The following is a 22,220-nucleotide window of genomic DNA, read 5'->3' on the forward strand; positions in this document are numbered from 1 at the left end:
AACTGCGCCTAAAAGGAATGAGCCCGGTACAATACCGGACTCATAACTCAATTTTATCCTAACTTTAAACTGTCCAACTTTCGGGGTTCGGTTCACAACTTTGATGGTGTAGCTTTTTTTTTCGATAGTCCTTTCCTCGTTCCATGTCACAATAGTCAGGTTGTCGCAGCCTAGTTCTCCCGCACATTCAACGATGCTGTCCACTTCCCGCTTTATAGTCTTTTCTTTGGACATGTCGTAGCAAACCTGGATAAGTTCCTTGACCTTGTTGCCTTCACGAAGTACAAAGTCGGTTTCCTTGTCGTTTCGGGAATGATAGTAGAACAAAGTCTTTTCGGTGTCGTACCCGCGATGGAGCAACTCCACAAAGACCTGGTTTTCCAGCAGTTTTCCGAGATTATCGCTCAAATTGAAAGCCTTCGATGCAACAAAACCGTTATCAACCACATACACCTTGCGAGGCGCTTTTTTCATCAGCTTTAGTTTGTTGTTATACCTGTCCAGATAATAAAACAGAAACGGCTCGTGCAAGTAATCCATGAACTTTTTTGTTGTGGTGACGCTAGAGAGCCCTAGGTCATCTGCCACGTCGTTGTAGCTAAATGTTCCCGTGAAATTGGACAAAAGAAACATGGCTACATTGTTCAGGTCGGTTGCGTTTCTGATCTTATGTCTTCTGACAATATCCTTGTATAGAATAGAATCGAAAAGGGTCTGTAAATAACTTTGGGTAATAGATCTTTGAGTAAAAGTCTCCGGATAACCGCCGTTTTTCAAGAAGTCGTCTTGTATTTTTTCTGCATTACCCAAGCGGCTAGCAAACTGCGATGCCTCGGCAAGGCTAAATGGCAGCATGTTGATTTCAAGGTAGCGGCCAGTTAGTACGGTTGCCATTTCTCCAGAAAGCATTTTGGCGTTACTGCCGGTTATGACCAAATTTACGCCACGGCGGTATAGTTTATTTACCCAGACATCCCAGCCGTCAATGTTCTGCACTTCGTCCAGCAGCAAGTACTCGTAATTCGGATAAATTTCGCCAAGCAACATCTCGGCCTGCTGTTCGTCCCACTTGTTCAATAGTTCGTTATCGTCAAAATTCAGGTAGGCAAAGTTCTTGCCCCGCAACATCAAAAGGGCCTGGGTGGATTTTCCGACACGCCTCGGCCCCGTCAAAAGCTTGATGTTCGGGCTATTCAGCAATTCGTCAAAGTTGTATATGGTTTGACGGGGAATATACGGCAGGCTGAGAAGTCTGTCCCGTTCCTTGCGCTGGTTTTGTATGGCTATCTTCATAGGGAAACCGTCCTTTACCCATAAAAATAGCTTTTTTATTCAATAAATACACTGTATTGGATAAAAAATGCACTCTTTTATCCAGTTTGACTAAAATTTTGACGATTTTCACCAGTTCTCGTAGCGGTGTCCCGTATCGAGGGCGGCGATTTGCTTCATTTCTTCGTCTGTCAACTCGAAGTCGAAAATCGATATGTTTTCTGCGATGTGGTCAGGGTTTTTGGAGCCCGGAATGGCAATGTAGCCCGATTGCACATGCCAGCGCAACACCACCTGTGCGGCCGATTTCCTGTGAGCCTTCGCTATCTTTGCGACAACCTTGTTTCCCAAGACGTCTTCGGTGTGGCCGCGCCCGCCCAACGGGTAATAAGATTCCACCACAGCGCCGTATCGTTTTGCGTATTCCTTGAATTCCGTGTTCTGGTAAAACACATGGTTCTCGTTTTGCACCACGGCAGGTTTGATTTCGAAATCGGCAAAAAAGCGCTTCGCCGTCTTTTCGGTGTAGTAGTTTGAAATGCCGATGGAACGGATCTTCTTTGCCTTCACAGCACGTTCCATAGCCTTGTAAACCGCCTTGTCTTCGGCGTCGCTCCCATGCTGGTGCAATAGCATCAAATCAATATATTCGAGCCCCAGCCTTTCGAGTGAGTCGTCGATGTCTTCGTCCAAGGAGTTGCTCCACGGCACCAGTTTCGACGTCACGAACAAATCTTCGCGCTTCACGAGCCCTTCGTCAATTGCCCGGCGGATTCCCCTACCCACGGCTTCTTCGTTGTCGTAATATTTTGCCGTATCAATCAATCGATACCCGTTCTTGATGGCGACATAGACAGCGTCTTCAGCCACCTTGCCGCGCAAAGTCCAAGTGCCAAGCCCGAGAACCGGCATATCGAAACCCGAATTCAACTTGACCGTTGGGGCCGCCCCTTTGCTATTCTGCACGATTGAATCTCCTTTGTTCGAAACTTTCGGCATAGCCTGCGACGCAGCATCGCTCGAACACGCCATGAACAGGAAAACGAACAAGAAACTGAACCACCTCATGCCCTAAAAATAACCAAATCCCGCAACAAACCCAAATACTTATTTCGCATAAAAGATATGCTTTGAAGGCATAGGTGGGGAAAGCTCTAAATTTGCGCCAGTTCAAATGGAATTTTAGCCCGAAAATAGATTATTTGTTTTTTTTTCAAGAGCAGATGGTTACTTCCGCTATGCGCAACACGCATAGTGGGTATGAAAATTACGCATTTTGCGGCCGTGCTGAATTTATTTATATTATAAGCAACCGGTTCAAGGAAATTTTTTACGAAAAAGGCGGATCTCATGAAAAAAATCACCTTGATTCTTTTATCACTTCTTCTAGGAGTCTCTATGGCAGCAGAAAAGAAAATCCTCGTCGCATACTATTCCCGTGCCGATGAAAATTATGAAGTCGGAACAATCACCAAGGGCAATACTGAAATCATTGCCGAGATGATTGCGAAAAAGACGGGCGGTACGCTCTTGCACGTGGAACCTGCAAAAGAATACCCAAAAGACTACAACGAGTGCATCAACGTAGCCAAGAAGGAACTAGCAAAAGATGCACGCCCGGCCATCAAGCCGGTGAACGTGAACCCCGAAGAATTCGACGAGATTTACGTCGGCTATCCGGTGTGGTGGGGCGAAATGCCCATGCCCATGTTCACTTTCTTCGAGAAGTATAATTTGAAGGGCAAGACGATTCACCCGTTCGTGACTCACGAAGGCAGCGGCCTTTCGGGTGTAGCCCGCCTCAAGAAGGTGACCGGCGCGAATGTGACCCCCGGCCTTGCCATCTACGGACACGTGGCCCAGAACGAACGCGACAAGGCCCAGAAAGAAGTCGATAAGTGGGTGAAGTAGGCTGATTGCGCCTTATGGGCGGAATGTTTTAGAAAGATTGCCAGGAAACTCTTGGCAGTCTTTTCTTTTTAGGACAATCAATCCCCTTGGCGGGCCTCACTATGCGTTTTGTGCATACTGAGCATGAAAAAATGGTATTTTGCGGGGTTTGCGCATTTATTTATATTAAAGGCGTAGAAAAAAAGGAATAAACCATGAAACTAGGGACGATTATGACGATGCTTGGTATGGGTGCGGTGCTTGCCGCGTGTGACTGCTGCCCGCAGGGTGAGGCAAAGGCGCTATCGCAGGACAAGGAACTGCGTGCCGTAATGGACAACTTCACGCAGAACGAGGTTCCGGCGGCGACTCCGCTTGTGGAAAAGCGCGAGGTGGAGTTGATTCGCCTGGTGTCGCTTGTGACGCAGCAGTCGGGCGCTCTTTTGCAAGAAGAAGTGGCGACGGCGCTTGCGCAGGGGCTTACTCCCGAAGAGATTCTCGAGGCGATTTACCAGTGCGCTCCCTACACCGGGTTCCCGCGGACGGTGGATGCGGTTGAAATTGCCCGCAGCGTGTTCAAGGCGAAGAACGTGAAGGTGGACGAAAACCGTGGGACGGTGACGGCGCAGTCCCGCCTGGAGGCGGGTGCAGACGCGCAGGGAACGCTGTTCGGCCAGAGTTTCCGCGATATGGCGAAGAACGGCAAGAGCGGTATGCCGACTATCAATTACTTCCTTGCGAGCAACTGCTTTGGCGATTACTACACCCGCAAGGGGCTCGACCTGAATACCCGCGAACTTTTGACGATGGCGATTCTCGTGAACCTGGGAACGGAGCCGCAGCTCAAGGCGCATATCGGTGCGAACCTCAAGATTCGCACGGCCGAATACGTGGAACAGGCGATTTACAACTGCTTGCCCTATTGCGGATACCCGCGCACGCTGAACGCGTTGCGACTGCTCAAGGAAGCGGTGGCTGAGGCGAAGGTCGCGGCGGACGCAAAATCCATGCCAAGCAAGGACTGGAGTGTATTCCCGGTGGGCAAGCCGAACGACGCCTACGCCAAGTATTTCGTGGGCAAGAGCTATCTCGACATGATCAGCAAGGAACAGGTGGGTGTCGGGAACGTGACTTTTGAACCGGCGTGCCGCAACAACTGGCATATTCATCATGCAAAGAAGGGCGGTGGCCAGATTCTCATCGCGACGGCGGGCCGCGGCTACTATCAGGAATGGGGCAAGCCGGCGGTGGAACTGAAGCCCGGCGATGTGGTGAACATTCCGGCTGGCGTCAAGCATTGGCACGGAGCGGCTCCGGATTCCTGGTTCCAGCATTTAGCAATCGAAGTCCCTGGTGAAGGCGGAAGCAACGAATGGCTTGAGCCCGTGAGCGACGAAGACTACGGGAAGTTGAAATAATGTTTGCCAGAATTCTCGTTTGTGCATTTCTTGGCCTTATGACGGTAGGAACTTTTGCGGCATCTGCGCCCGATGGCTTCGTGCTTATCAAGGGCGGGACTTTCAACATGGGAAGCCCCGCAAACGAGGATTGGCGCGTCAACGACGAGACGCTGCATAAGGTGAAGGTCTCCGATTTTTACCTGGGCAAATACGAGGTGACGCAAAAGCTTTACCGCGAAGTGACGGGCGAAAATCCCTCCAGTTTTAAGGGTGACGACTTGCCTGTCGAAAACATCACGTGGCTCGAAGCGGCGCGTTTTTGCAACAAGTTAAGCGAACGCGACGGACGCACTCCCGTTTACGCCATCGAAGGCGATGCGGTCAGCTGGAATCGCGAGGCGAACGGCTACAGGCTCCCCACCGAAGCGGAATGGGAATACGCGGCCCGAGGCGGCACGACCACGCCGTTCTACACAAAGAAGGCACCCGGTGCCGACGACGTGAATTTTTACGGGCATTATCCGTATCAAATCGAGCAGAACTATTTCAACGACGAGGTCCTGGAAACCCGTCCCGGTGTTTACCGCGGGAACACGCTCCCCGTGGGCAAATTCAAGCCTAATCCCTTTGGGCTTTATGACATTTACGGGAACGTGGGTGAATGGTGCTTTGACTTTTACGGCGATTACGGTGTTTCTGCGGGTTCGACAAGCGTGACGGTTGATCCGGCGGGCAAACCTTCGGGCACAAGACGCGTGCATCGCGGTGGCGGCTGGAACGATTTCGGCAAGAACCTCCGCAGCGCCTATCGCGGGGCCATGCAGCAATCCAGCAAGAGTTACAATGTTGGGCTCAGGATCGCCATGAATGCGGGTGCAGGAGTCAAGGGAACATTTGTGACCCAGGAAGCGGCGGGCTTTAAGGGCGAAAAGTCGCAAGCGTCGTCGAACACGAAAGGGGCTTCCCGCGCACTGATCGTTTTCTATTCCTGGAGCGGGAATACCCGTGGCGTGGCCCGCGAAATCAAGAAACAGACCGGTTTCGACATGGTGGAACTTGAACTCGTGAAGCCCTATTCCGACGATTACAACACCGTCTTGAAACAGGCGCAGAACGACCAGCACAAACAGGCGCGCCCTGCCCTCAAGAAAAAGCCTGACGCAAAGAAGTGGGCCGATTACGAAACGATTATCATCGGTTACCCCAACTGGTGGGCGAGTATCCCGATGCCTATTGCGACTTTGCTCGAAAGTTACGACTTTACGGGCAAGCGGATTCTGCCGTTCTGCTCCCATGGTGGCGGGCGCTTTGGCCAGAGCATCACCGCGATTGCGAAACTCGCGCCCAACGCAAAAATCGGCGAAGGCCTTTCGGTGCATTACTCCGGCGGTTCGAGCCTCTCGAAAGATGTGGCCAAGTGGCTCGAGAAAAACGGCGTGAAGACGAAATAATGTATATTCCCTGATATGCCTATTTCCGCCAAAATCCGTATGATGCTTGATATCGCGATGACGGTCGCGACGCTCGTGCTGATGGGCGGCAATTACTTCTTTGAATCGACTGCCGTTCACGAGATTCTGGGCGTGGTGCTGCTCGCTTTGTGGGCGGTGCACATCACGCTGAACCGGCGATTTTTCCTTTCGCTGCTCAAGGGCCGCTACAACGCATTCCGCATTTTGCAGGCGATCGTGAATTGCGGGATTCTTTTGTGCGCGATTTTCTTGATGGTGAGCGGCATTATGCTTTCGAGCCATGTGTTCGCCTGGCTCGGGATTGAATCGGGTGCAAGTTTTGCCCGCACGGCACACCTGCTCGCTAGCCATTGGTATTACGTGTTCATGTCGCTCCACATCGGGCTGCATGTGAGCCTGATTGCAAACCGTTTGGGACTTGCGGGCGCATTCAAGTCAAAGGCGGCACTTGTCGCAACTCGTATGGTTGCCGCTCTCGTGGCGGGTTATGGAATTTACGCCTTTGTGATTCGCGGGCTTTGGAAATACTTGTTCCTGCAGCAGCCGTTTTTCTTCTTTGATGCGGAACGCGGCTACGCCCTCTTTTTCGCGGACTATATCGCCATCGTCGTGCTGTTCGCCGTCGCGGTGCATTATGTGGCGAAACTTATGAAGGCGTAGATTTGTACATTATTAGTACAATGAAGCCTGTTAAACAAAACATCCTTTTGATGGTTGCAGTCGCGTTATTCGCGATTCTTTCTGCTATTGTCGAGGGTTCTTTTGTTTACGATTACGGCGCTGAACTTGGTCAGGTTGCAGAAAGTGAGAAAGTTTTCACTGCTCACGATTTTGCCGATAATCCGTTATACCTGTCTCGAGAATCAACAGCTGATGCAACACTGCTTACGCGCAGGTCGGGCCGGCAGGTTTCATTGCGGACATCGCGAAGCGGTAGCCTTCAAGGCTATGGTGGGCGCAGTTCGGCAACGTCCAAACAGGCTACACCATTTGCGACTAAAATCGCACGGTCAACTATTTGCATTCATTGCGGCTTCCCTTTACCGCTAGTTTATCAAAAACCTAAAGAATATTACGTTTACACGCTAGAGCGAATGCTCTGTTAGCAAGTTCTTTCTCCAAGCCTTAAACACTAGTAAATGGCTGCGGCCCTGATGGGGCTCGCGATAACATTCATTTCAAAAAAGAGAAAGAACATGGAAAACATTTCCAAGATGGAGATGGCTAACGCCCTCTTCAATAAACCCTATATCAAGACCGAAAAGAAGTTTTTCGGTTTCAAAACCAATGTCACCTACACTAAGACGAATTCGCCCGTTGTGGGAATATGCCTGGAGTTTAGCCCCACGGAAGGGCAAAAAATCCAGGCGATTGTCGGGGCTCCTTCAAGTGATTTGGAGGCGACAATTCAAAGAATTGGCCACCCTAAAACAAGCGACAATGGAAACTACCGGCTGAATCTTTGCTATTCGCAGGACCGCGAATTTGCGGCACTGCAATTGCAGCAGTTCTCGGGATTCGAGTACCATAACGTAGGTGGAATCCGTTTTGTCGAAGACGACGAGGCGCATAAACTTCTCGCCGTTTTCGTGAAATAAACGGACATAAAGCCAAAACAACGCTCTCTCGGGTAATCCGAGAGAGCGTAATCTTTGGGAGAATGGATTTTTTTATTTTGACTTAGAGCTAACTTTAGGTATGGTAACAGGCTAGACGTGAAAAAATTAACGAAGAAAAAGAAAATTATGATTATCGCACTTTCGACCCTTTTTATTTTAGGAGCCGCTGGCGTGCTATTCCTGAACCAGGCAAAATTTGGGCGTATTCCTCAAGGCGATCGTCTTGAACGCATCAAACAGTCACCGCATTACGATGGTCAAAAGTTCGTGAATGACGAAAAGACCGTCATGATGACAGGCGATAAGAACTTGTTTGAAACGACGCTTGAATTCTTGTTCGGCAAAAGATCGCAAACCGTTCCCGATACAGCGCTAACAGTCGTCAAGACGGATTTGAAAATGCTCCCTGCCGATAAGGATTGGATTGTCTGGTTCGGACACTCTTCGTATTTGATGAACTTATCTGGGAAGAAGATTCTTGTGGATCCCGTATTTTATCAGGGTTCGCCAGCAAGCTTTGTGAACAAGATGTTCAAGGGAACCGATGTTTACAAGCCTGTTGACATGCCGGATATCGATTGCCTAGTTATTTCGCACGATCATTGGGATCATCTGGATTATCAGGCCGTGAAGGAACTCGAACCGCGCGTAAAGCGTGTGGTGACGGGGCTTGGTGTGGGTGAACATTTTGAATACTGGGGATACCCCGTCGAGAAACTTGTGGAACTCGATTGGTGGGATTCTACCGATCTGAGTGAAGGTTTTAATGTGACGTCGACTCCGGCAAGACATTTTTCGGGTCGTGGGATAAGGTCGAATAAAACGTTGTGGTCTTCGTTTGTATTCAAGACGCCAAAGCGTTCCGTTTGGATTGGCGGAGATAGCGGCTATGGTAAACATTTTAAGAAGATTGGTGAAAAATTTGCGGATATCGATCTGGCTATTTTGGAAAACGGGCAGTACAATGAAGATTGGAACCAAATTCATGCCTTGCCCGAACAGCTCAGCAAAGAAATGCTGGACCTGAATGCAAACCGCTACATGACGGTTCATCATTCTAAGTTCTGCTTAGCTTACCATACTTACTTCGAACCGCTCGAAAATGCGAAACGGGCCGCTCAGGAATCGGGCAAGCCCGTGCTTATGCCGCAAATGGGCGAAGTTGTTTATTTGGAATAATACGGACAAAAAATCTTATTTGAAATCAATTCCTTCAAACACGATTTTGTCAACTTCTAGATAAGTTCCGCTTCTCATAAAAATGCTAAACAGACCGATTTCGTGAGAAATCTCTTTCCACTCCACTTGATAGGAGCTTTCTTCAAGAACTTCCCTACCGGGGTGCAAGATGATTTCATTCCAGTTTTCAGCCGCTTTGGCCTTCCATAACGATTTTTTAAAGGTATTTTCTCCAACTTCACGGTAATGTTCCAAAGCGATATTCAATTCACAGTCGCCTCTTACCGTAAGGCGAATCGCCGTGAGATTGCTCAGGTCGAAAAATCCTGTATCAAGTCCTAGATGTGTTCCGAGCAAAACGAAGCCTGTATCTATTGCGAATTTAACAGCGAGATACTTTCCATGATCTTTATCTTCTTTTAATACGGATGAGAAACTTTCAGCACTATCAGGTATTGCAAAATTCGCTTTGCCAACAGCATTAAAATACCATCCGTAGTTAGGATAAGTTTTGGCGAGGTTATTCAAACTATCTCCATCGTCAAAGTCTTCGAAAACATACTCAACAGACTTTCCTGGAACAGGAACGAGCGTATCTGCGGATTCATTTGGTGCAAGCGCCACTTCTGCGACGGTCGAATCTCCAGCAACAATAGTAAAGGACCCTGCCGGCACATGCGCAAACACATACTCGCTACCGAAGCGGTTTGCAAAATAGGGGGTCGATTCCAGTTGAACATTTTCTAACAGGCCTTCGATTTCTTGGGCCGAAACACCGGTACGTACAATGAGCGATGCCGAAGGCAACAATGCAATTTCTTGAACCGAGGTGTCTGCAAAATCGACCGGCGACCAGCTCATGAATGCGGAATCTTCGCCCGCAAGGGCTTCTACAATCTTGCAGGAACTTGCAGTAGTCCGAATAGTCGTAGATGTTGATTTTGTTTTTTGCAAACATAAAGCGTCTCGCCAGATATAAAATGACCCTATTTGAAAAATCGTTTCATTTCCTGGCGTCTCGTAAAAAAATTATACATTTCGTGGACATTTTTGTCCACACCATTCGAAAAAAAACAATTGATAAATATACTTGGGGAATATAATTTCGTAAAATGGAGGAACCCTTATGATTAAAAGAAAAAACTTCCTTATTTTGATTCTTGCTCTTTCGAGTATGGCATTTGCAACTAAGTACGAAGCTGAAGCAGCGACTCTTTCCGGAGGAGCAAAAAATGTCAACGCATCCGGAGTTTCGGGAACGGGTTATGCCGACTTGCAAGAAGGAAATATTTCTTTTAATGGAGTCACCGCAGAGAGTGCGGGCAAGTACCAAGTAACCATCCATTACAAGGCCGGGGATTTCAAAGCAAACTACTTGAAAGTAAACGGCGCAACCGCAGGCACCATCGACTTTAACGCCACCACTTCATGGGCGGATGTCACGACAGTCGCTACACTTAAAGCCGGGACAAACACAATCTCTATCGAGAAATACTGGGGCTGGATTAGCGTGGACTATATCGATGTCGAACCTTATCAATCCTCCCCTTTCAAAATATCCGCAACACCGGTTACCCCGAACGCCACCGAAAGCGCCGTCAAACTCTACAGTTTTTTGCGCGAGAACTTTGGCAAAAAAACGATTAGCGGCATGATGACCGGCGATATGAGCGGTTACACCATGGGAGCCGATTTTAAGACGCACGACGATGTAAAATACACATTCACTCGTACGGGAAAGTACCCGGCCCTTGTCGGTTTAGATTTCTTGTTTGCAAGCGGCCCGAAGGCAAACGAAAGTTGGAACAAGGAATACACGGACAAGGCAATTTCCATCGCGAAAGGCCTTTGGAAAGCGGGCGGCATCCCGGCATTCACTTGGCACTGGAAAGATCCGCTAGACAAAAAAGACGCCTTCTATATCCAAAGTGCAGCAAACGGAGGCGAATACACCGATTTCGATTTTTCTACAGGTTTCAAGCCAGGCACCACTGAATGGAATACCGAAAGTGCTGCTTACAAAGGAATCGTAGCCGACATTGACCACATCGCCGATTACTTCCTTGAATTGCAGAAAGAAGGTGTAGCGGGAATCTTTCGCCCCTTGCATGAAGCTGGCGGAAAGTGGTTCTGGTGGAGTATTAATTCTGGAGAACAGTTTGCAGCCCTCTATCGCCTCGTCTATGACCGCATGGTCAAAGTCAAGGGTGTAAAAAACATGATTTGGGTCTATAACCCTGAAGGAAGCACTGTCACCTCTTGGAATCCGGGTAACGAATACTATGATATTCTCTCCATCGACATCTACAATAGCGCAAACGACCATTCCAGTAACGCAAGCGCCTTTGACAAATTCAAAAACGCATCGAAAAGCACGAAAATTATCGCACTCAGCGAAAATGGTCCCATTCCCGATGTGAACAACATGCATACCGACGAAGCCGTATGGAGTTGGTGGATGCCGTGGTACAGCACTTGGAGCGGAACTTGGCCCGGCCAAACAAAAGATGGTGTATGGAAAAGCAACATGAATGACGAGCGTATCATTACTCTCGAAGACATGCCTGGTTGGGACAAGTACATAGCAATAACCAAGCCTGACACAAGTACCACTAGTATCGCAACCATGCCACGCATGGCCGGGACTGCAACCACCATTGGGATTTTTGACATGAATGGTCATTATTTGGGAATCACCACGCAAGGACTTCCGCAAGGGCACTATGTTATACGTAAAAAGATTCAAGGACACATTGTGAATACGGTGTATCTCAAGAAATAAAATTATTGGGTGTAGGGCGGTGCGATAAAAAAAAACATTACGCATTCACGCTAAATCGGATGTCGAAAACTCGGCATCCGTTTCTCATTTCACCATCGCCTTGACAAGCTGTTTCTCATTCCCTAACAGCGGATACTGTTCTACGATTTTCCCGCGTTCCATGCGTATCACGGATTGACAACTATTCAAAATAAATTCAGGGTCATGGGTAATTACGAGCAAAGTTTTTCCGCTTGCAGCAAGTTTTTTAAGCGTTGCAGAAACAGCAAGCATTTGCCTATAGTCAAGACCGCTTGTGGGTTCGTCGAAAACAACAATTTCGCAGCCGCTTGAAATTCCACTCGCTACAGCGACACGCTGTTTTTGCCCGCCCGAAAGAGCCATCGGATGATTGTCCGCATATTGCTTGAGATTGAGCCCTTCAAGAATTTCAAGCGCCAAGTTCTCGTCTTGCGGTTTCATGCCGAGCAAGACTTCGTCCAGAACGCTTTCGGTAAAAAGCTGGTGGTTCACGTCTTGCATAATCAAGTACGTGCCACGCTTGCGGGCAGCTCGTTTTTGACGCCACGAGCCTTGCAATCCGCACAACACTTGAGCAAGCGTCGATTTGCCTGCACCATTATGACCAATCAACGCCGTAATTTGTCCACATGGGAGTTCAAGACGGTCAATATCCAGAATCGGATGCTTGCGATGGTAAGAGAAAGTGAGATTGGTAAATATAATGGATTGCTTCGCTTTGCTCGCAATGACGTCGCAAGGCTGGTAATCCCGTCGCAATTGTGAACACGAGAGATAATGGATCCTATCGCCTTCGGCTCCAGGATGACAGACTGAATTCAACATTTCCAGATTCATGCATCGGAGTCCAAGGCTTGCCGCATATTCCGGGCCTTTCGCTTCGAGTTCCGCAGGCATCCACTCTTCTGCGATTTGCCCATCCTTCACATAACAAATTCTGTCGGCGACATCACGCAAATAGTAAAGGCGATGCTCCACGATAATGACCGTCTTCCCCGCCTTTTTCCATCGCGAAACAATTTCCTTCAAATCCGCAATCGTCTTGAGGTCCAAATTCGCAGAAGGTTCATCCAGCACAAAAATTTCAGGGCCCGTAGCAGAAACAGATGCGCACGCAATTTTCTGTTTTTCGCCGCCCGAAAGGTTAAAGATGCTACGGCCAAGCAAATGCTCTAAATGAAATTCCTGGACAACACTTTCCACGCGCTGCTTGATTTCTTCGGGATCCATTCCCAAATTTTCGCAACCAAAAGCAAGCTCGCAATCCGTATCGATATTGAAAAACTGCGAACGCGGATTTTGGAAAACGGAGCCCACCACTCTCGAAATTTCGGCAAGCGTCATATCGGCAGTATTCTTGTCGCCGAGCAGCACATCGCCATCCATCGTTCCCGAATGGTAATGCGGAATCAAACCGTTAATGAGCTTTGAAATCGTCGTCTTTCCGCATCCCGATTCACCCGCCAGCACAACGCATTCGCCCGAACGAATTTCCAAATTCAAATTCTCGAGAATCGCATCGTCAAGGGAATCAGAGTAAGAAAAGGAAATATTTTTTAGGGAGATGTTCATTTTTCCACCTTGTCATGCCCGCCAGAGCCTGTGCTGAGCAAAGCCGAAGTAAGCGGGCATCTCCTTTTCAATGCTATACGGAAGGGAGATTCCCGGTTAAACCGGGAATGACATAAAACAAAACAACAGCAACACAATACGCAATTACAACAAAATCCACCCAGCGGAATCCAATCTTTGCAACGCAGGTGCGTTTTGTTTCTGCCGAGAGTCCACGCGTCACCGCCGCAATCGAAAGTTCATCACCAATTTTCGTAACAGAAACCAAAAGCGGAACCAGCCGATATTCAAGAAACGCCACTGGACTTTTTAAAGTTCGCAAACTGAACAAGCGAATTCCGCGCATTCTCATGGCATTGCCAATCGCACGGGATTCATCATACACCGTCGGAAAAAATCGAATCATCACAATCAAGGGAATCGTCACCTTGTTCGAAACATGCATTCGCGACATGCACGCCAAAAACTCATTGACTTTGGTAGTTGTTATCACATAATAAAGCACAGCGCAGGCCGGCATAATACGGTACATCAAAAACAACGACGCAAGAATTATCGTACCCGAGGTACCAATATCCAAATTTTTCACAAAATCAAAGAAAAAGCCAGCAGTCAAATAAACAAAAAAGAAAGCGCAAACAAATTTCCACTTTCCCTCAAGCAACAGCAAAACAGACGCTACAACAACCATCAACAAGCTATAGACAAGCGGAGCGGAAAAAATCATACCATTTGCCACCGCCGCTAAAAACAATTTTGTTCGCGGATCTAATGCAAACGCAAGATTCCTAGATTGCTTCGTCACTTCGTTCCTCGCAATGACGCTATTTTGCAAGTCCGATGCGTTCAAAATGCTTTTTCATCATGCGACGGGCAATAAAGCCACCCACCACAGCACCTGCGGCACCAAATCCAAAAAGACCAATCAAAGGCCAATAGCTGCTAGAAAGCTCCGCCAAATGAGCAATATAAGCCTTATCACAAATAGAACTGCAATACGCCAAATATTCTTCGGTCGAAGACCAAAGCGGAATCATCATCGAAGAAGGTACAAAACTTATCATCACATTAGCAAGCAGGCAACCGACAAAATTTTTATGGAACAGCTTTAAGCAAAGGCCCGCCAAAACGCCATATATCACACAAAGTAAACCAAAAGAAATTCCATGACCAGAGATTGTCATGACAACGCCGAAAAGCGTGCAAAGCAGCACACAGCAAAGTAAAGGTCTTTCGACTTTCGAAAAGAAAAGGAATAGCGGGACGCTCGTCACCAAGCTCACTACGCATGTGGAAACCACAATAAACGCAGGAATAAAACCGATACTCGCTCCAAGTCCAGAAAGAACAAGGTAAAGTGCACCAAAAATGCCCACGTTCACGAGGTCACGCACCAGCGTATTCGAAGATTTTTTACCAGTAGTTCTCATTTTCAAGATCCTGTTACGCTTTCGAAATTGTCATACCCGCCTCAGAGCGGGCATTTCCTTACACTGTTCCGATTGCGGATACTTTTTTGAGCGAAAATAGAGAAATTTCTTTATAAAAATCTACTCCATTTAGACGTAATTTAGCCTTGCTTAACTTTTAGCACAGATATATAAGCATTGCAGTTTTTTCCGCGTCCGATTGGAGTAGAAAAACAAAACTCGTTATGTTATTTTCGGGCAAAATTTTGGGGAGGAAACATGCAAGTTTCTCGCGTTAATAAAGTTTTCGCCCGTCTGGGGCGTTTTCAAATTAAATTCCGTTGGCTGATTTTACTTGCAACAATTCTTGTGACTCTCGCCGCATGCCTTGGGCTTCCGCAACTGCAAATGACCAGCAGCGAAGAAGAATGGTTTGACGATTGGGACAAAGTCAAAATCGACCAAGCGCACTTCAATGACGTTTTCGGCAGCGATGACGGCTATATGGTGATGGTCCGTGCTAACGATGTTTTCGCCCCTGAAGTTTTAAGCGCCATTGACCGACTTTCCAAGCGCCTCGAAAACGAAGTCCCTTACGCTGACCGCGTCGTTTCACTCACGCACAACTTATCCATCCCTATCGCAAACAACGAGGGCTTTGAAGTCATCGACCCGTTCGAAAGCGGCATCCCGACAGATTCAGCACAACTCGCCGCCAAGAAATCGCTCATCATGAGCCGCGAATCGCTCGTGAACAACATCGTCTCTGACGACGCCAAAGAAACATGGGTTATTCTCTCGTTGAAATCGTACGAAGGCGGCATCGATTTCGGCAAAGACAGCATCGCACCTTTCGCCCGCAACGTCATTCTCTCTGACGAATTCAAAAGCGACAAGTTCGAGATGCTCCCAACCGGCATGAGCTACACCGAAATGGAAGAAAACGAAGTCATCTCGCGTGAATGCGCCATGCGTATTATCATCGGCTTCGCCGTCATGCTTGCATGCCTTATTTTATTCGTACGTTCCTTGCGCGGAGTCATCGTCCCCGCCATAGCAACCGTCGGAGGAATCGCCTCAGTGCTCGGCGTAAACGCTTGGCTCGGCATCGTCGGCGACGAAAGCATGGTCGCACTCCCCGTACTTTTGGGCATGGCACTTTCGGTCGGCTACTCCATCCATTACATTAATTCGTTCCGCATGCACTTTAGGCGCACGGGCAACCGCCGTGAATCCGTGATAAACGCCGTCGAAGAAACAGGCTGGCCAATCCTCTTCACTGTTATCACTACCGTAGCCTCGCTGATTTCGTTCTTGTTCGCTGGCATCCGCCCTATCCGCTGGATTGGCGGTATTTCGGCAGGCATCGTCTTCATGGTCTATCTGTACGTCATCATCTTGATTCCGATTCTTATGAGCTTCGGCAAAAACGCAAAGCCCGACCCGACAGTAGTGAAAGCGGCCGGCGCCACCAAAACCGACATCCTCTTTGAATTCTTCGGTCGCAAAGTTTGCAGGCACAGCGGCATCATCGCCGCAATTTCCGCCGCCATAATGTTAGCGCAAATCCCTGGCGTGATGAACATTGACGTGAACATGGACTACACAAAAACAATGGGCGAAAAAATCCCGTTCGTCACAAGACTGATGGATATGCTCAGCGGCAAGCTCGGAAGCCTTTACGATTTCAACGTGATGGTTGAATTCAACGAAAGCGACGCGCTTAAAAATCCCGCCAACATGAAGCGCATCGAAACGCTAGAACAAAAGCTCGGCACGCTCCAGCTCACAAAAATTTCAGGAGACAAGCCCCGCGTTCAATCCGTCACGCGACTCGTAAAAGAAATGAACCGCACGCTGAACAGCGACAGCACAGAATACTACAAGATTCCCGATGCGCAAGACATGCTCACGCAACTGCTGTTCCTCTACGAAATTTCAGATGCCGACGCGCTCTTTGAACGCATGGACGAAGACTATAAAACAACATTTATCCACATAGAACTCTCCGGGTACGACGCCAAGAAAATCGTTGAAGACCTCGATTCCGCGAAATCGTACGCAGCGCAAATTTTCCCGGACGCTAAAACATCCATCGTCGGTGAAGTCGTAAACTATGCCGAAATGAACGGCAAGCTCGTCAATGGACTGTTGCGTTCGTTCGGAGGTTCATTTGTCATTATCGCCATCATGATGATTCTCGCATTCGGAAGCATCAAGGCTGGCCTCATCGGCATGATTCCAAACGTCGCGCCCGTACTTTTAATCGGCGGTGTCATGGGCTATTCGGGAATGCCGCTCGACATGATAACGATGATTGTAATGCCGATGATTTTGGGCATTGCCGTTGACGACACCATTCACATGAATAACCACATCAAATACGGTTACGAACGCACGGGCAGTTACAAAAAAGCGCTGTTACTCTCTTACCGCGAAATCGGTAAAACGATGGGCATGACGACATTCATTCTCTGCGCGATGTTCTTCGTGTTCATCTTCAGCCCCATGGGCGCACTGCACAACGTCGGATTACTTTCCATCATCGGCCTTGCCGCCGCCCTCGTTGCCGACTACACGCTCACCACCGCTCTCGTGTACGTCACCAAGCCCTACGGAAAAGAGAAGCGCAAATAAGCAAGTCCGCTAACGCAATGTCATCCCCGACGTCATTCTCGACCGAAGGGAGGGAATCCATTATTCTTTCAGCAAAGGTGGTATAACACCACCATTACGCCACTTTTTCTTAAAAATTTCCATAAAAAGGTAGTCTTTCGACTACCTTTTTGTAAACATTTTTGAATTTTAGAGCTATAGACTTAATAAACCCTACAAAAAAATCACTTTCCGTGAATTTGTTCTTCCGTAAGATTGAATCTACGAACGAGAGTCTCTAAGGGAACCCCATCTTCATAAAGTCCCCTAGCCGTTTTAAGCTTTTCTTCTTCAGCTTTTTTCCGTTCTTCATCCACTTCCTTGCGAGCATCAGCAAGCCTTTGACGAAAAACATCACCGGCACTCACAAAACCGTATTTTTGTCCAACACTTACAAAAGCCATGTCAAGCTCCTTGAGAAGTTCTTCATCAACATACTCCTTCAAATATATGTTTATTTTCTGCAATAAACAAGACACCTCGTTGCGTGGCATTTTTCGCAAGTTTTCACGGAATTTAGGCAAAACATCTAACATTTTTTCCTTATTGTACGCATACTTCATTGCGACAACGCCCATTCCAGCAGCAACGTCTTCGCAAGTCAAACAATCGCTATCGGGTATATCAGCCATATTCACAAAAGCGCAATGGAAAGGCAAGACAGAACCACGAAAAAACTCTGGATAACCATCTTCAAGGCTCTTGAGCGGATTCCAATTTTCTCGGCCATTATAAAAGATAATCGCCATCGTTGGAATTCCGCGGAATACATGATTCTTATCATAAATTTTCATCACAGAATTCACATAACGAGCAATCTGATCAAGAACATTTGGGTCCCGTCCCGATTTATGTTCTAACAGAATTCCTACCAAAATCGGAGCACCTGTCGACACATTCACACGAAACGCCAAATCCGCTTCACCCGTATCGTCAACCTCTGAATACGAATCTGGAATACGGACAAGAGTGTCCATATTTATAGCCGATATGAATACGCCAACATCAAAATTTACTTTGCTAGCAAGTTCTAACAGATTTCTAAGATGTCCAACATCAGAAAACAGCCAACGAAAAAATGGATCGTGGTTTCGCCTCGTCACATTATTTCCTTCGCTCATATAATTCCTTTCTCAAGAAGAGAATCAACACAAACACCTGAGTAAAAACTCAGACTTCATTTAGCAAAGGATATAAATAACGATATAATAAAAATCAGCCGCATTTAATCGGCTGAAATCAATGTATAAAACTAAACAGATAAAAACAAGAGGTCAAAGAGATTATCGTTCATTTTGCAAACAACCGTTTGCAAAAGATTCTTCAATCATGATCTTTCCAAAAATTTTTGCAGTTAATACCACAAAGACTTAAATCCTCTATATTTGACCTAATTTCAAAAGAACACGTTTCACATTTAAGCTTTTCAGGAATATAATGAGGATAGCAATCGTTTTCATCAAAAGATGTATCATCTAATTCATATTTCAAAAATGTGTTCTGCCCACAAACAGGACAATCATAAACTTTTAACAATAATTCATTACAAGCACCCTCTACTTTTGCATTCACAAACTTCATTTTTTCATAATTACAATTTACTTTGGCCCCCCTTTCTAAAATAGAACAATTATCATCTATTTGAATTATTGGATTATGATAAGCAGCACGTCCCATTTCCTTCAACAGTGCTATTTTTTCGTAATTTACGGGAGGATTATCAATTTCATTAATCAAAGAAGCAATCGGATCAACACCACATTTCAGATTCTTATAAATCCACTCTTTATTTTCCGAATACCAATCTAAGTCCGTTACCTGTTTAACAAGGGGAAGAATTTTCCCGCAAATAAAACAATCTAATTTTGGATAAAAAAGATAATACAAGCCCCTATGCCATATACGATTTCTTAAATCATTCAAAAAATCCAGAGTTTCATCATTTTCTTTAACCAAAAGAAACTCTATTTTCTTGATAACATCATCCTTCGGATTTTCTTTTTGAATAATTTTTAATCTTTTCAACGCCTCAGAAAACTCAATTGATTGACAAAAGACATCAGAACAAAGTTCTTTACTTTTTATTTTCCTGTACAAAGATGATGTAAACTTTTCATTCCATTTCACAGCTAGTAATTCATCAATTTTTCTAAGAAAATCTTTTAAAATCAATTCAAAGAAATTCTGAAAATGAGTTATTGTTGTAAAGTAGAGTGACTTGTATAGATTACTATCAAACTTTTCTGGTTTGGCCAATTTGGAAATTTTAATTGGATTTTGAGATTCTTCAAACGAAACTCTATAGGTTTCAAAATAGGCATGCAAAGCCGTTTTTAATGATAAAAAAGCAGCATTATCGTCCGCAATCCAACCTTCTTTGTCTTTTTTCATTTGCACTAAGCATCCATTTAATCTTTTACGCAACGTACTGAATAAGCATTTTCTTGACTATAAAAATTGAACCCACCATAACTACTTGCCATAGGAAAATCAGCTACAGTCGATGAGTTTGTGGTCCTAAAAAAAGTCAATCTGCCATATCCCATAAAAGATCCATCCTTATAGCGCATTCCAGCAGGAAACGCAGAAAAGCCAAATTCATCTGTTCCGTTCCCTCCATCCTCAGGTTTACCCCATCCTTTTTTTGTTTTTAATTTTTTAACAGCCTCGCCAGAATTCCACTTTCCAGCAACACTATAATATAAGGTTTCCCATTCATCTTCAGAAGGCAAATGCCATCCATTTGGACAAGCGACCATCGCCGCTTTATATGTATAAAGCCGACCATACTTTCGACAATAGCTAGGATCATCATCATAACACCAACTTCCATAGCCATCATATATTTCATAGTTCAAATTTTGAGCCATCCATGTTTGATAACCAATACTTACTGTTTTATAAGTTTTACCATCACGAGGATCTCTAAAAGATTTTGAAGCACCAACAGTCGTCTTTTTTTCATTTTTCTTTTGCCGAACAGAAGAACTCAAAAAATCTCGTAAATACATTGCGAAATCGTTATATTCGACTTGGTCACAGAAACCAGAACTTGTCGTTGTTTTACAACTTTTCACATTCGCGCCATAATATATAATCTGTCCATAATAACGATACTCTCCTAATGCATAATAAAATTTTGTCATATAAATAAGTCCATCGGCATCCTCAATAAGATTACCTTCCTGACCAAATCGTCTCCCATAATAAGGAGCATAATTATCATTACCATTATAAAATTCAATATTTTGAAGAGACTTTTCCAACCATTGACACGAAATCTTTTTTATAGATGTTCCAGAATCATAGGAAGTTCTACGACTTTGAAAATAGCATTGGTTTGCGAGAACAAATGATTGCAAAGCAAATAGCATGACAAGCAATAGAATTTTCATTATTTTCTCCATTATGAAAAAAAGTCCAAGCACATAAGCTCTTTTCTAAAAGGAATAAAAATTCGTTCGTATTATTCACTCAAATCATAAGCACACAAATATTTTACATCACTATAAATACTTTCTTTCACACTGTAAATAGAATATGTAATTTCTCCAGTCGATGAAATATTGTGGTAAATAGTCCTTTCTCCAGCTCCGAATTCTATAAAATCAGGTTCGGAATAAAAATATATTGTATTAGTTCCTACGATAGACTCTATTTTCTTACCTAATGACAAAACATCTGCGAAACTAAATACACGCCATCCATCATAACGTTTACCCATCTTTTCTCTATCATTCCAACAAGACGAATAAAGCCCCGTACCTTCAGGTTTCGTCATTGCTCCGCATTGATGCAAACAATAAAAGTAACTGACACTAGAGTTATTTCGATCATTTCTCAACATTGCATATGATGGGAAGCCCTGGTATTCTGCTACATAAGCCGAAGTATCATAGAACACGCCTTTATAAACCTTACCATTCCAAGTCTTAGTGCTTATTGTAATGCCAGATTCTTGTTTAGACGTGTCATATAGAGTGATAGACGTATCTCTCGGAATTTCATTTACTATAGATTCCCTTTGATGATAAACGGAGTCAACAATCCTAATCAACACAGAATCTTTTATCACATTGAAAACGGTATCTGTTGTATTAACATATACAATAGAATCTTTTTTCATTACAGAATACACCGTATCTGTTCTAGTAAGACGTAGTGTATCTTTAGAAATCTTATAAACCGTATCTTTTGATGTCTTGTAAACGGTATCTTTCTCTATTTTATAAATAGTATCTTTTGAAACTTTGTAAATCGTATCTTTCGAAGACACTACAAGAGAATCTGTTATATCGTGCACAATAGAATCTTTAAATACAGCAAACATATTTTGCACATCTTCATCCGAATAACCATAAACATTAGTTTCATCCCCACATCCAACCATAAGCATAGTCATAGTCAAAGCTGCAATTACTTTTTTCATAGTCTTCTCCATTCTGCCAAAGGCAGCCTACGAGCAGCACTATTGTTCAAATAATCATAGTCTCCTCGGAAAATCCAGAGACCAAACCAAGCAACTTCATACATTTTTTCGGAAAACAAAAAAGGCATGGTATCGCTCGGCTTATGTATTGAAGGCTCTGGTAAACCCGCAATCCTAAGCACAACGGAAATTGTCAGTCTCAGAAACTGAACAAAACCGCGGGCATACGCCCAACGACCCACACCCGATCGGTGTGAGTGTTCGTCTTATTCCCGGATAGCAGAGCTTTCGCTCAAGAAAAATTTACCAGACTTTTCAATACCGGAACAAGAGTACAACTCTAATTCAATATGTCAATAGTAATATAGATTCTTTACATCATCTTTGCACGTTCAAAGTTCCAAGCAAGGCTAGAATAAACATTTTTCAATGGTTAAAACCGAGTAAACGTAAAAAAAGTATTCCCAAAAGCAAAGGGAATACTTAAAACAAGAATTGACTAGATCCTTCGCGTTGCTCA

Annotated in this window: 19 protein-coding genes; 9 read left to right on the forward strand and 10 right to left on the reverse strand. The window is 45.4% G+C overall.

Annotation, left to right across the window (positions count from 1 at the left end; all coding sequences use genetic code 11):
* Positions 1 to 1,293 (reverse strand): ATP-binding protein (locus tag BUA34_RS11375; RefSeq protein WP_254794448.1); only part of this gene is annotated, 1,293 nt, incomplete at its 3' end.
* 108 nt (positions 1,294 to 1,401) lie between these two features.
* Positions 1,402 to 2,340 carry an aldo/keto reductase gene (locus BUA34_RS11380; protein ID WP_254794449.1) on the reverse strand — a complete coding sequence of 313 codons (939 nt, stop codon included), beginning with the start codon at positions 2,338 to 2,340 and terminating at the stop codon, positions 1,402 to 1,404.
* A 330-nt stretch (positions 2,341 to 2,670) separates the two neighbouring features.
* Between BUA34_RS11380 and BUA34_RS11390 the strand changes: the two genes are divergently transcribed.
* The 7 genes from BUA34_RS11390 (at position 2,671) to BUA34_RS11420 (ending at position 8,832) form a co-directional block, all read left to right on the forward strand.
* Positions 2,671 to 3,183 (forward strand): flavodoxin, encoded by a 513-nt coding sequence (locus BUA34_RS11390; RefSeq protein ID WP_072829701.1) that lies wholly within the window; start codon positions 2,671 to 2,673, stop codon positions 3,181 to 3,183.
* Positions 3,184 to 3,377: 194 nt separating this feature from the next.
* The gene (locus tag BUA34_RS11395) at positions 3,378 to 4,580 is read left to right on the forward strand and encodes a carboxymuconolactone decarboxylase family protein (RefSeq protein WP_072829703.1); all 1,203 of its coding nucleotides are present in this window, start codon (positions 3,378 to 3,380) and stop codon (positions 4,578 to 4,580) included.
* Entirely contained in the window at positions 4,580 to 6,013 is a 1,434-nt protein-coding gene (locus BUA34_RS11400; RefSeq protein WP_072829705.1) for a flavodoxin, read from the forward strand. The genes BUA34_RS11395 and BUA34_RS11400 overlap by 1 nt, the downstream gene beginning before the upstream one ends.
* A gap of 15 nt (positions 6,014 to 6,028) precedes the next feature.
* Entirely contained in the window at positions 6,029 to 6,694 is a 666-nt protein-coding gene (locus BUA34_RS11405) for a DUF4405 domain-containing protein (RefSeq protein ID WP_072829707.1), read from the forward strand.
* A gap of 20 nt (positions 6,695 to 6,714) precedes the next feature.
* On the forward strand, positions 6,715 to 7,140 hold the full coding sequence (locus BUA34_RS11410; RefSeq protein ID WP_072829709.1) for a hypothetical protein: 426 nt from the start codon (positions 6,715 to 6,717) through the stop codon (positions 7,138 to 7,140).
* Between the two features lie 90 nt (positions 7,141 to 7,230).
* Entirely contained in the window at positions 7,231 to 7,632 is a 402-nt protein-coding gene (locus BUA34_RS11415) for a hypothetical protein (protein ID WP_139255934.1), read from the forward strand.
* A 117-nt stretch (positions 7,633 to 7,749) separates the two neighbouring features.
* Positions 7,750 to 8,832 (forward strand): MBL fold metallo-hydrolase, encoded by a 1,083-nt coding sequence (locus tag BUA34_RS11420; RefSeq protein WP_254794450.1) that lies wholly within the window; start codon positions 7,750 to 7,752, stop codon positions 8,830 to 8,832.
* 15 nt (positions 8,833 to 8,847) lie between these two features.
* Here BUA34_RS11420 and BUA34_RS11425 read toward each other — a convergent pair whose 3' ends face one another.
* The gene (locus tag BUA34_RS11425) at positions 8,848 to 9,786 is read right to left on the reverse strand and encodes a hypothetical protein (RefSeq protein ID WP_254794451.1); all 939 of its coding nucleotides are present in this window, start codon (positions 9,784 to 9,786) and stop codon (positions 8,848 to 8,850) included.
* Between the two features lie 172 nt (positions 9,787 to 9,958).
* Between BUA34_RS11425 and BUA34_RS11430 the strand changes: the two genes are divergently transcribed.
* Complete coding sequence (locus BUA34_RS11430; protein ID WP_072829714.1) at positions 9,959 to 11,614, forward strand: glycosyl hydrolase; 1,656 nt, start codon at positions 9,959 to 9,961, stop codon at positions 11,612 to 11,614.
* 84 nt (positions 11,615 to 11,698) lie between these two features.
* Here BUA34_RS11430 and BUA34_RS11435 read toward each other — a convergent pair whose 3' ends face one another.
* The 3 genes from BUA34_RS11435 to BUA34_RS11445 form a co-directional block, all read right to left on the reverse strand.
* Positions 11,699 to 13,207 (reverse strand): ABC transporter ATP-binding protein, encoded by a 1,509-nt coding sequence (locus BUA34_RS11435; protein ID WP_072829716.1) that lies wholly within the window; start codon positions 13,205 to 13,207, stop codon positions 11,699 to 11,701.
* A 73-nt stretch (positions 13,208 to 13,280) separates the two neighbouring features.
* On the reverse strand, positions 13,281 to 14,012 hold the full coding sequence (locus tag BUA34_RS11440) for an energy-coupling factor transporter transmembrane component T (protein ID WP_072829999.1): 732 nt from the start codon (positions 14,010 to 14,012) through the stop codon (positions 13,281 to 13,283).
* A 19-nt stretch (positions 14,013 to 14,031) separates the two neighbouring features.
* Positions 14,032 to 14,637 (reverse strand): MptD family putative ECF transporter S component, encoded by a 606-nt coding sequence (locus BUA34_RS11445; RefSeq protein WP_072829718.1) that lies wholly within the window; start codon positions 14,635 to 14,637, stop codon positions 14,032 to 14,034.
* Between the two features lie 258 nt (positions 14,638 to 14,895).
* On the opposite strand from BUA34_RS11445, the gene BUA34_RS11450 reads away from it, so the two are divergent.
* The gene (locus tag BUA34_RS11450; RefSeq protein WP_072829720.1) at positions 14,896 to 17,253 is read left to right on the forward strand and encodes an efflux RND transporter permease subunit; all 2,358 of its coding nucleotides are present in this window, start codon (positions 14,896 to 14,898) and stop codon (positions 17,251 to 17,253) included.
* A 203-nt stretch (positions 17,254 to 17,456) separates the two neighbouring features.
* On the opposite strand, the gene BUA34_RS11455 is transcribed toward BUA34_RS11450, so the two are convergent.
* The 4 genes from BUA34_RS11455 to BUA34_RS11470 form a co-directional block, all read right to left on the reverse strand.
* Positions 17,457 to 18,392 carry an Rpn family recombination-promoting nuclease/putative transposase gene (locus BUA34_RS11455; protein WP_072829722.1) on the reverse strand — a complete coding sequence of 312 codons (936 nt, stop codon included), beginning with the start codon at positions 18,390 to 18,392 and terminating at the stop codon, positions 17,457 to 17,459.
* Between the two features lie 202 nt (positions 18,393 to 18,594).
* Positions 18,595 to 19,662, reverse strand: a complete 1,068-nt coding sequence (locus BUA34_RS11460; RefSeq protein ID WP_072829724.1) for a hypothetical protein — start codon at positions 19,660 to 19,662, stop codon at positions 18,595 to 18,597.
* Positions 19,663 to 19,679: 17 nt separating this feature from the next.
* Positions 19,680 to 20,666 carry a fibrobacter succinogenes major paralogous domain-containing protein gene (locus BUA34_RS11465; RefSeq protein ID WP_175545456.1) on the reverse strand — a complete coding sequence of 329 codons (987 nt, stop codon included), beginning with the start codon at positions 20,664 to 20,666 and terminating at the stop codon, positions 19,680 to 19,682.
* Between the two features lie 71 nt (positions 20,667 to 20,737).
* A complete protein-coding gene (locus tag BUA34_RS11470) occupies positions 20,738 to 21,700 on the reverse strand; it encodes a hypothetical protein (protein ID WP_072829728.1) in 963 nt (320 codons plus the stop codon).
* Positions 21,701 to 22,220 lie beyond the last annotated feature (520 nt).

The sequence above is a fragment of the Fibrobacter sp. UWB12 genome, assembly GCF_900142485.1.
Taxonomy (GTDB): domain Bacteria; phylum Fibrobacterota; class Fibrobacteria; order Fibrobacterales; family Fibrobacteraceae; genus Fibrobacter.

Bases quoted from the DNA above. Each gene is read 5' to 3' on its own strand.
- BUA34_RS11435 (WP_072829716.1), bottom strand. From the start codon at position 13,207: ATGAACATCTCCCTAAAAAATATTTCCTTTTCTTACTCTGATTCCCTT.
- BUA34_RS11450 (WP_072829720.1), top strand. From the start codon at position 14,896: ATGCAAGTTTCTCGCGTTAATAAAGTTTTCGCCCGTCTGGGGCGTTTT.
- BUA34_RS11430 (WP_072829714.1), top strand. From the start codon at position 9,959: ATGATTAAAAGAAAAAACTTCCTTATTTTGATTCTTGCTCTTTCGAGT.
- BUA34_RS11460 (WP_072829724.1), bottom strand. From the start codon at position 19,662: ATGAAAAAAGACAAAGAAGGTTGGATTGCGGACGATAATGCTGCTTTT.
- BUA34_RS11400 (WP_072829705.1), top strand. From the start codon at position 4,580: ATGTTTGCCAGAATTCTCGTTTGTGCATTTCTTGGCCTTATGACGGTA.
- BUA34_RS11470 (WP_072829728.1), bottom strand. From the start codon at position 21,700: ATGAAAAAAGTAATTGCAGCTTTGACTATGACTATGCTTATGGTTGGA.
- BUA34_RS11445 (WP_072829718.1), bottom strand. From the start codon at position 14,637: ATGAGAACTACTGGTAAAAAATCTTCGAATACGCTGGTGCGTGACCTC.
- BUA34_RS11415 (WP_139255934.1), top strand. From the start codon at position 7,231: ATGGAAAACATTTCCAAGATGGAGATGGCTAACGCCCTCTTCAATAAA.
- BUA34_RS11410 (WP_072829709.1), top strand. From the start codon at position 6,715: ATGAAGCCTGTTAAACAAAACATCCTTTTGATGGTTGCAGTCGCGTTA.
- BUA34_RS11465 (WP_175545456.1), bottom strand. From the start codon at position 20,666: ATGAAAATTCTATTGCTTGTCATGCTATTTGCTTTGCAATCATTTGTT.
- BUA34_RS11455 (WP_072829722.1), bottom strand. From the start codon at position 18,392: ATGAGCGAAGGAAATAATGTGACGAGGCGAAACCACGATCCATTTTTT.
- BUA34_RS11395 (WP_072829703.1), top strand. From the start codon at position 3,378: ATGAAACTAGGGACGATTATGACGATGCTTGGTATGGGTGCGGTGCTT.
- BUA34_RS11405 (WP_072829707.1), top strand. From the start codon at position 6,029: ATGCCTATTTCCGCCAAAATCCGTATGATGCTTGATATCGCGATGACG.
- BUA34_RS11390 (WP_072829701.1), top strand. From the start codon at position 2,671: ATGGCAGCAGAAAAGAAAATCCTCGTCGCATACTATTCCCGTGCCGAT.
- BUA34_RS11380 (WP_254794449.1), bottom strand. From the start codon at position 2,340: ATGAGGTGGTTCAGTTTCTTGTTCGTTTTCCTGTTCATGGCGTGTTCG.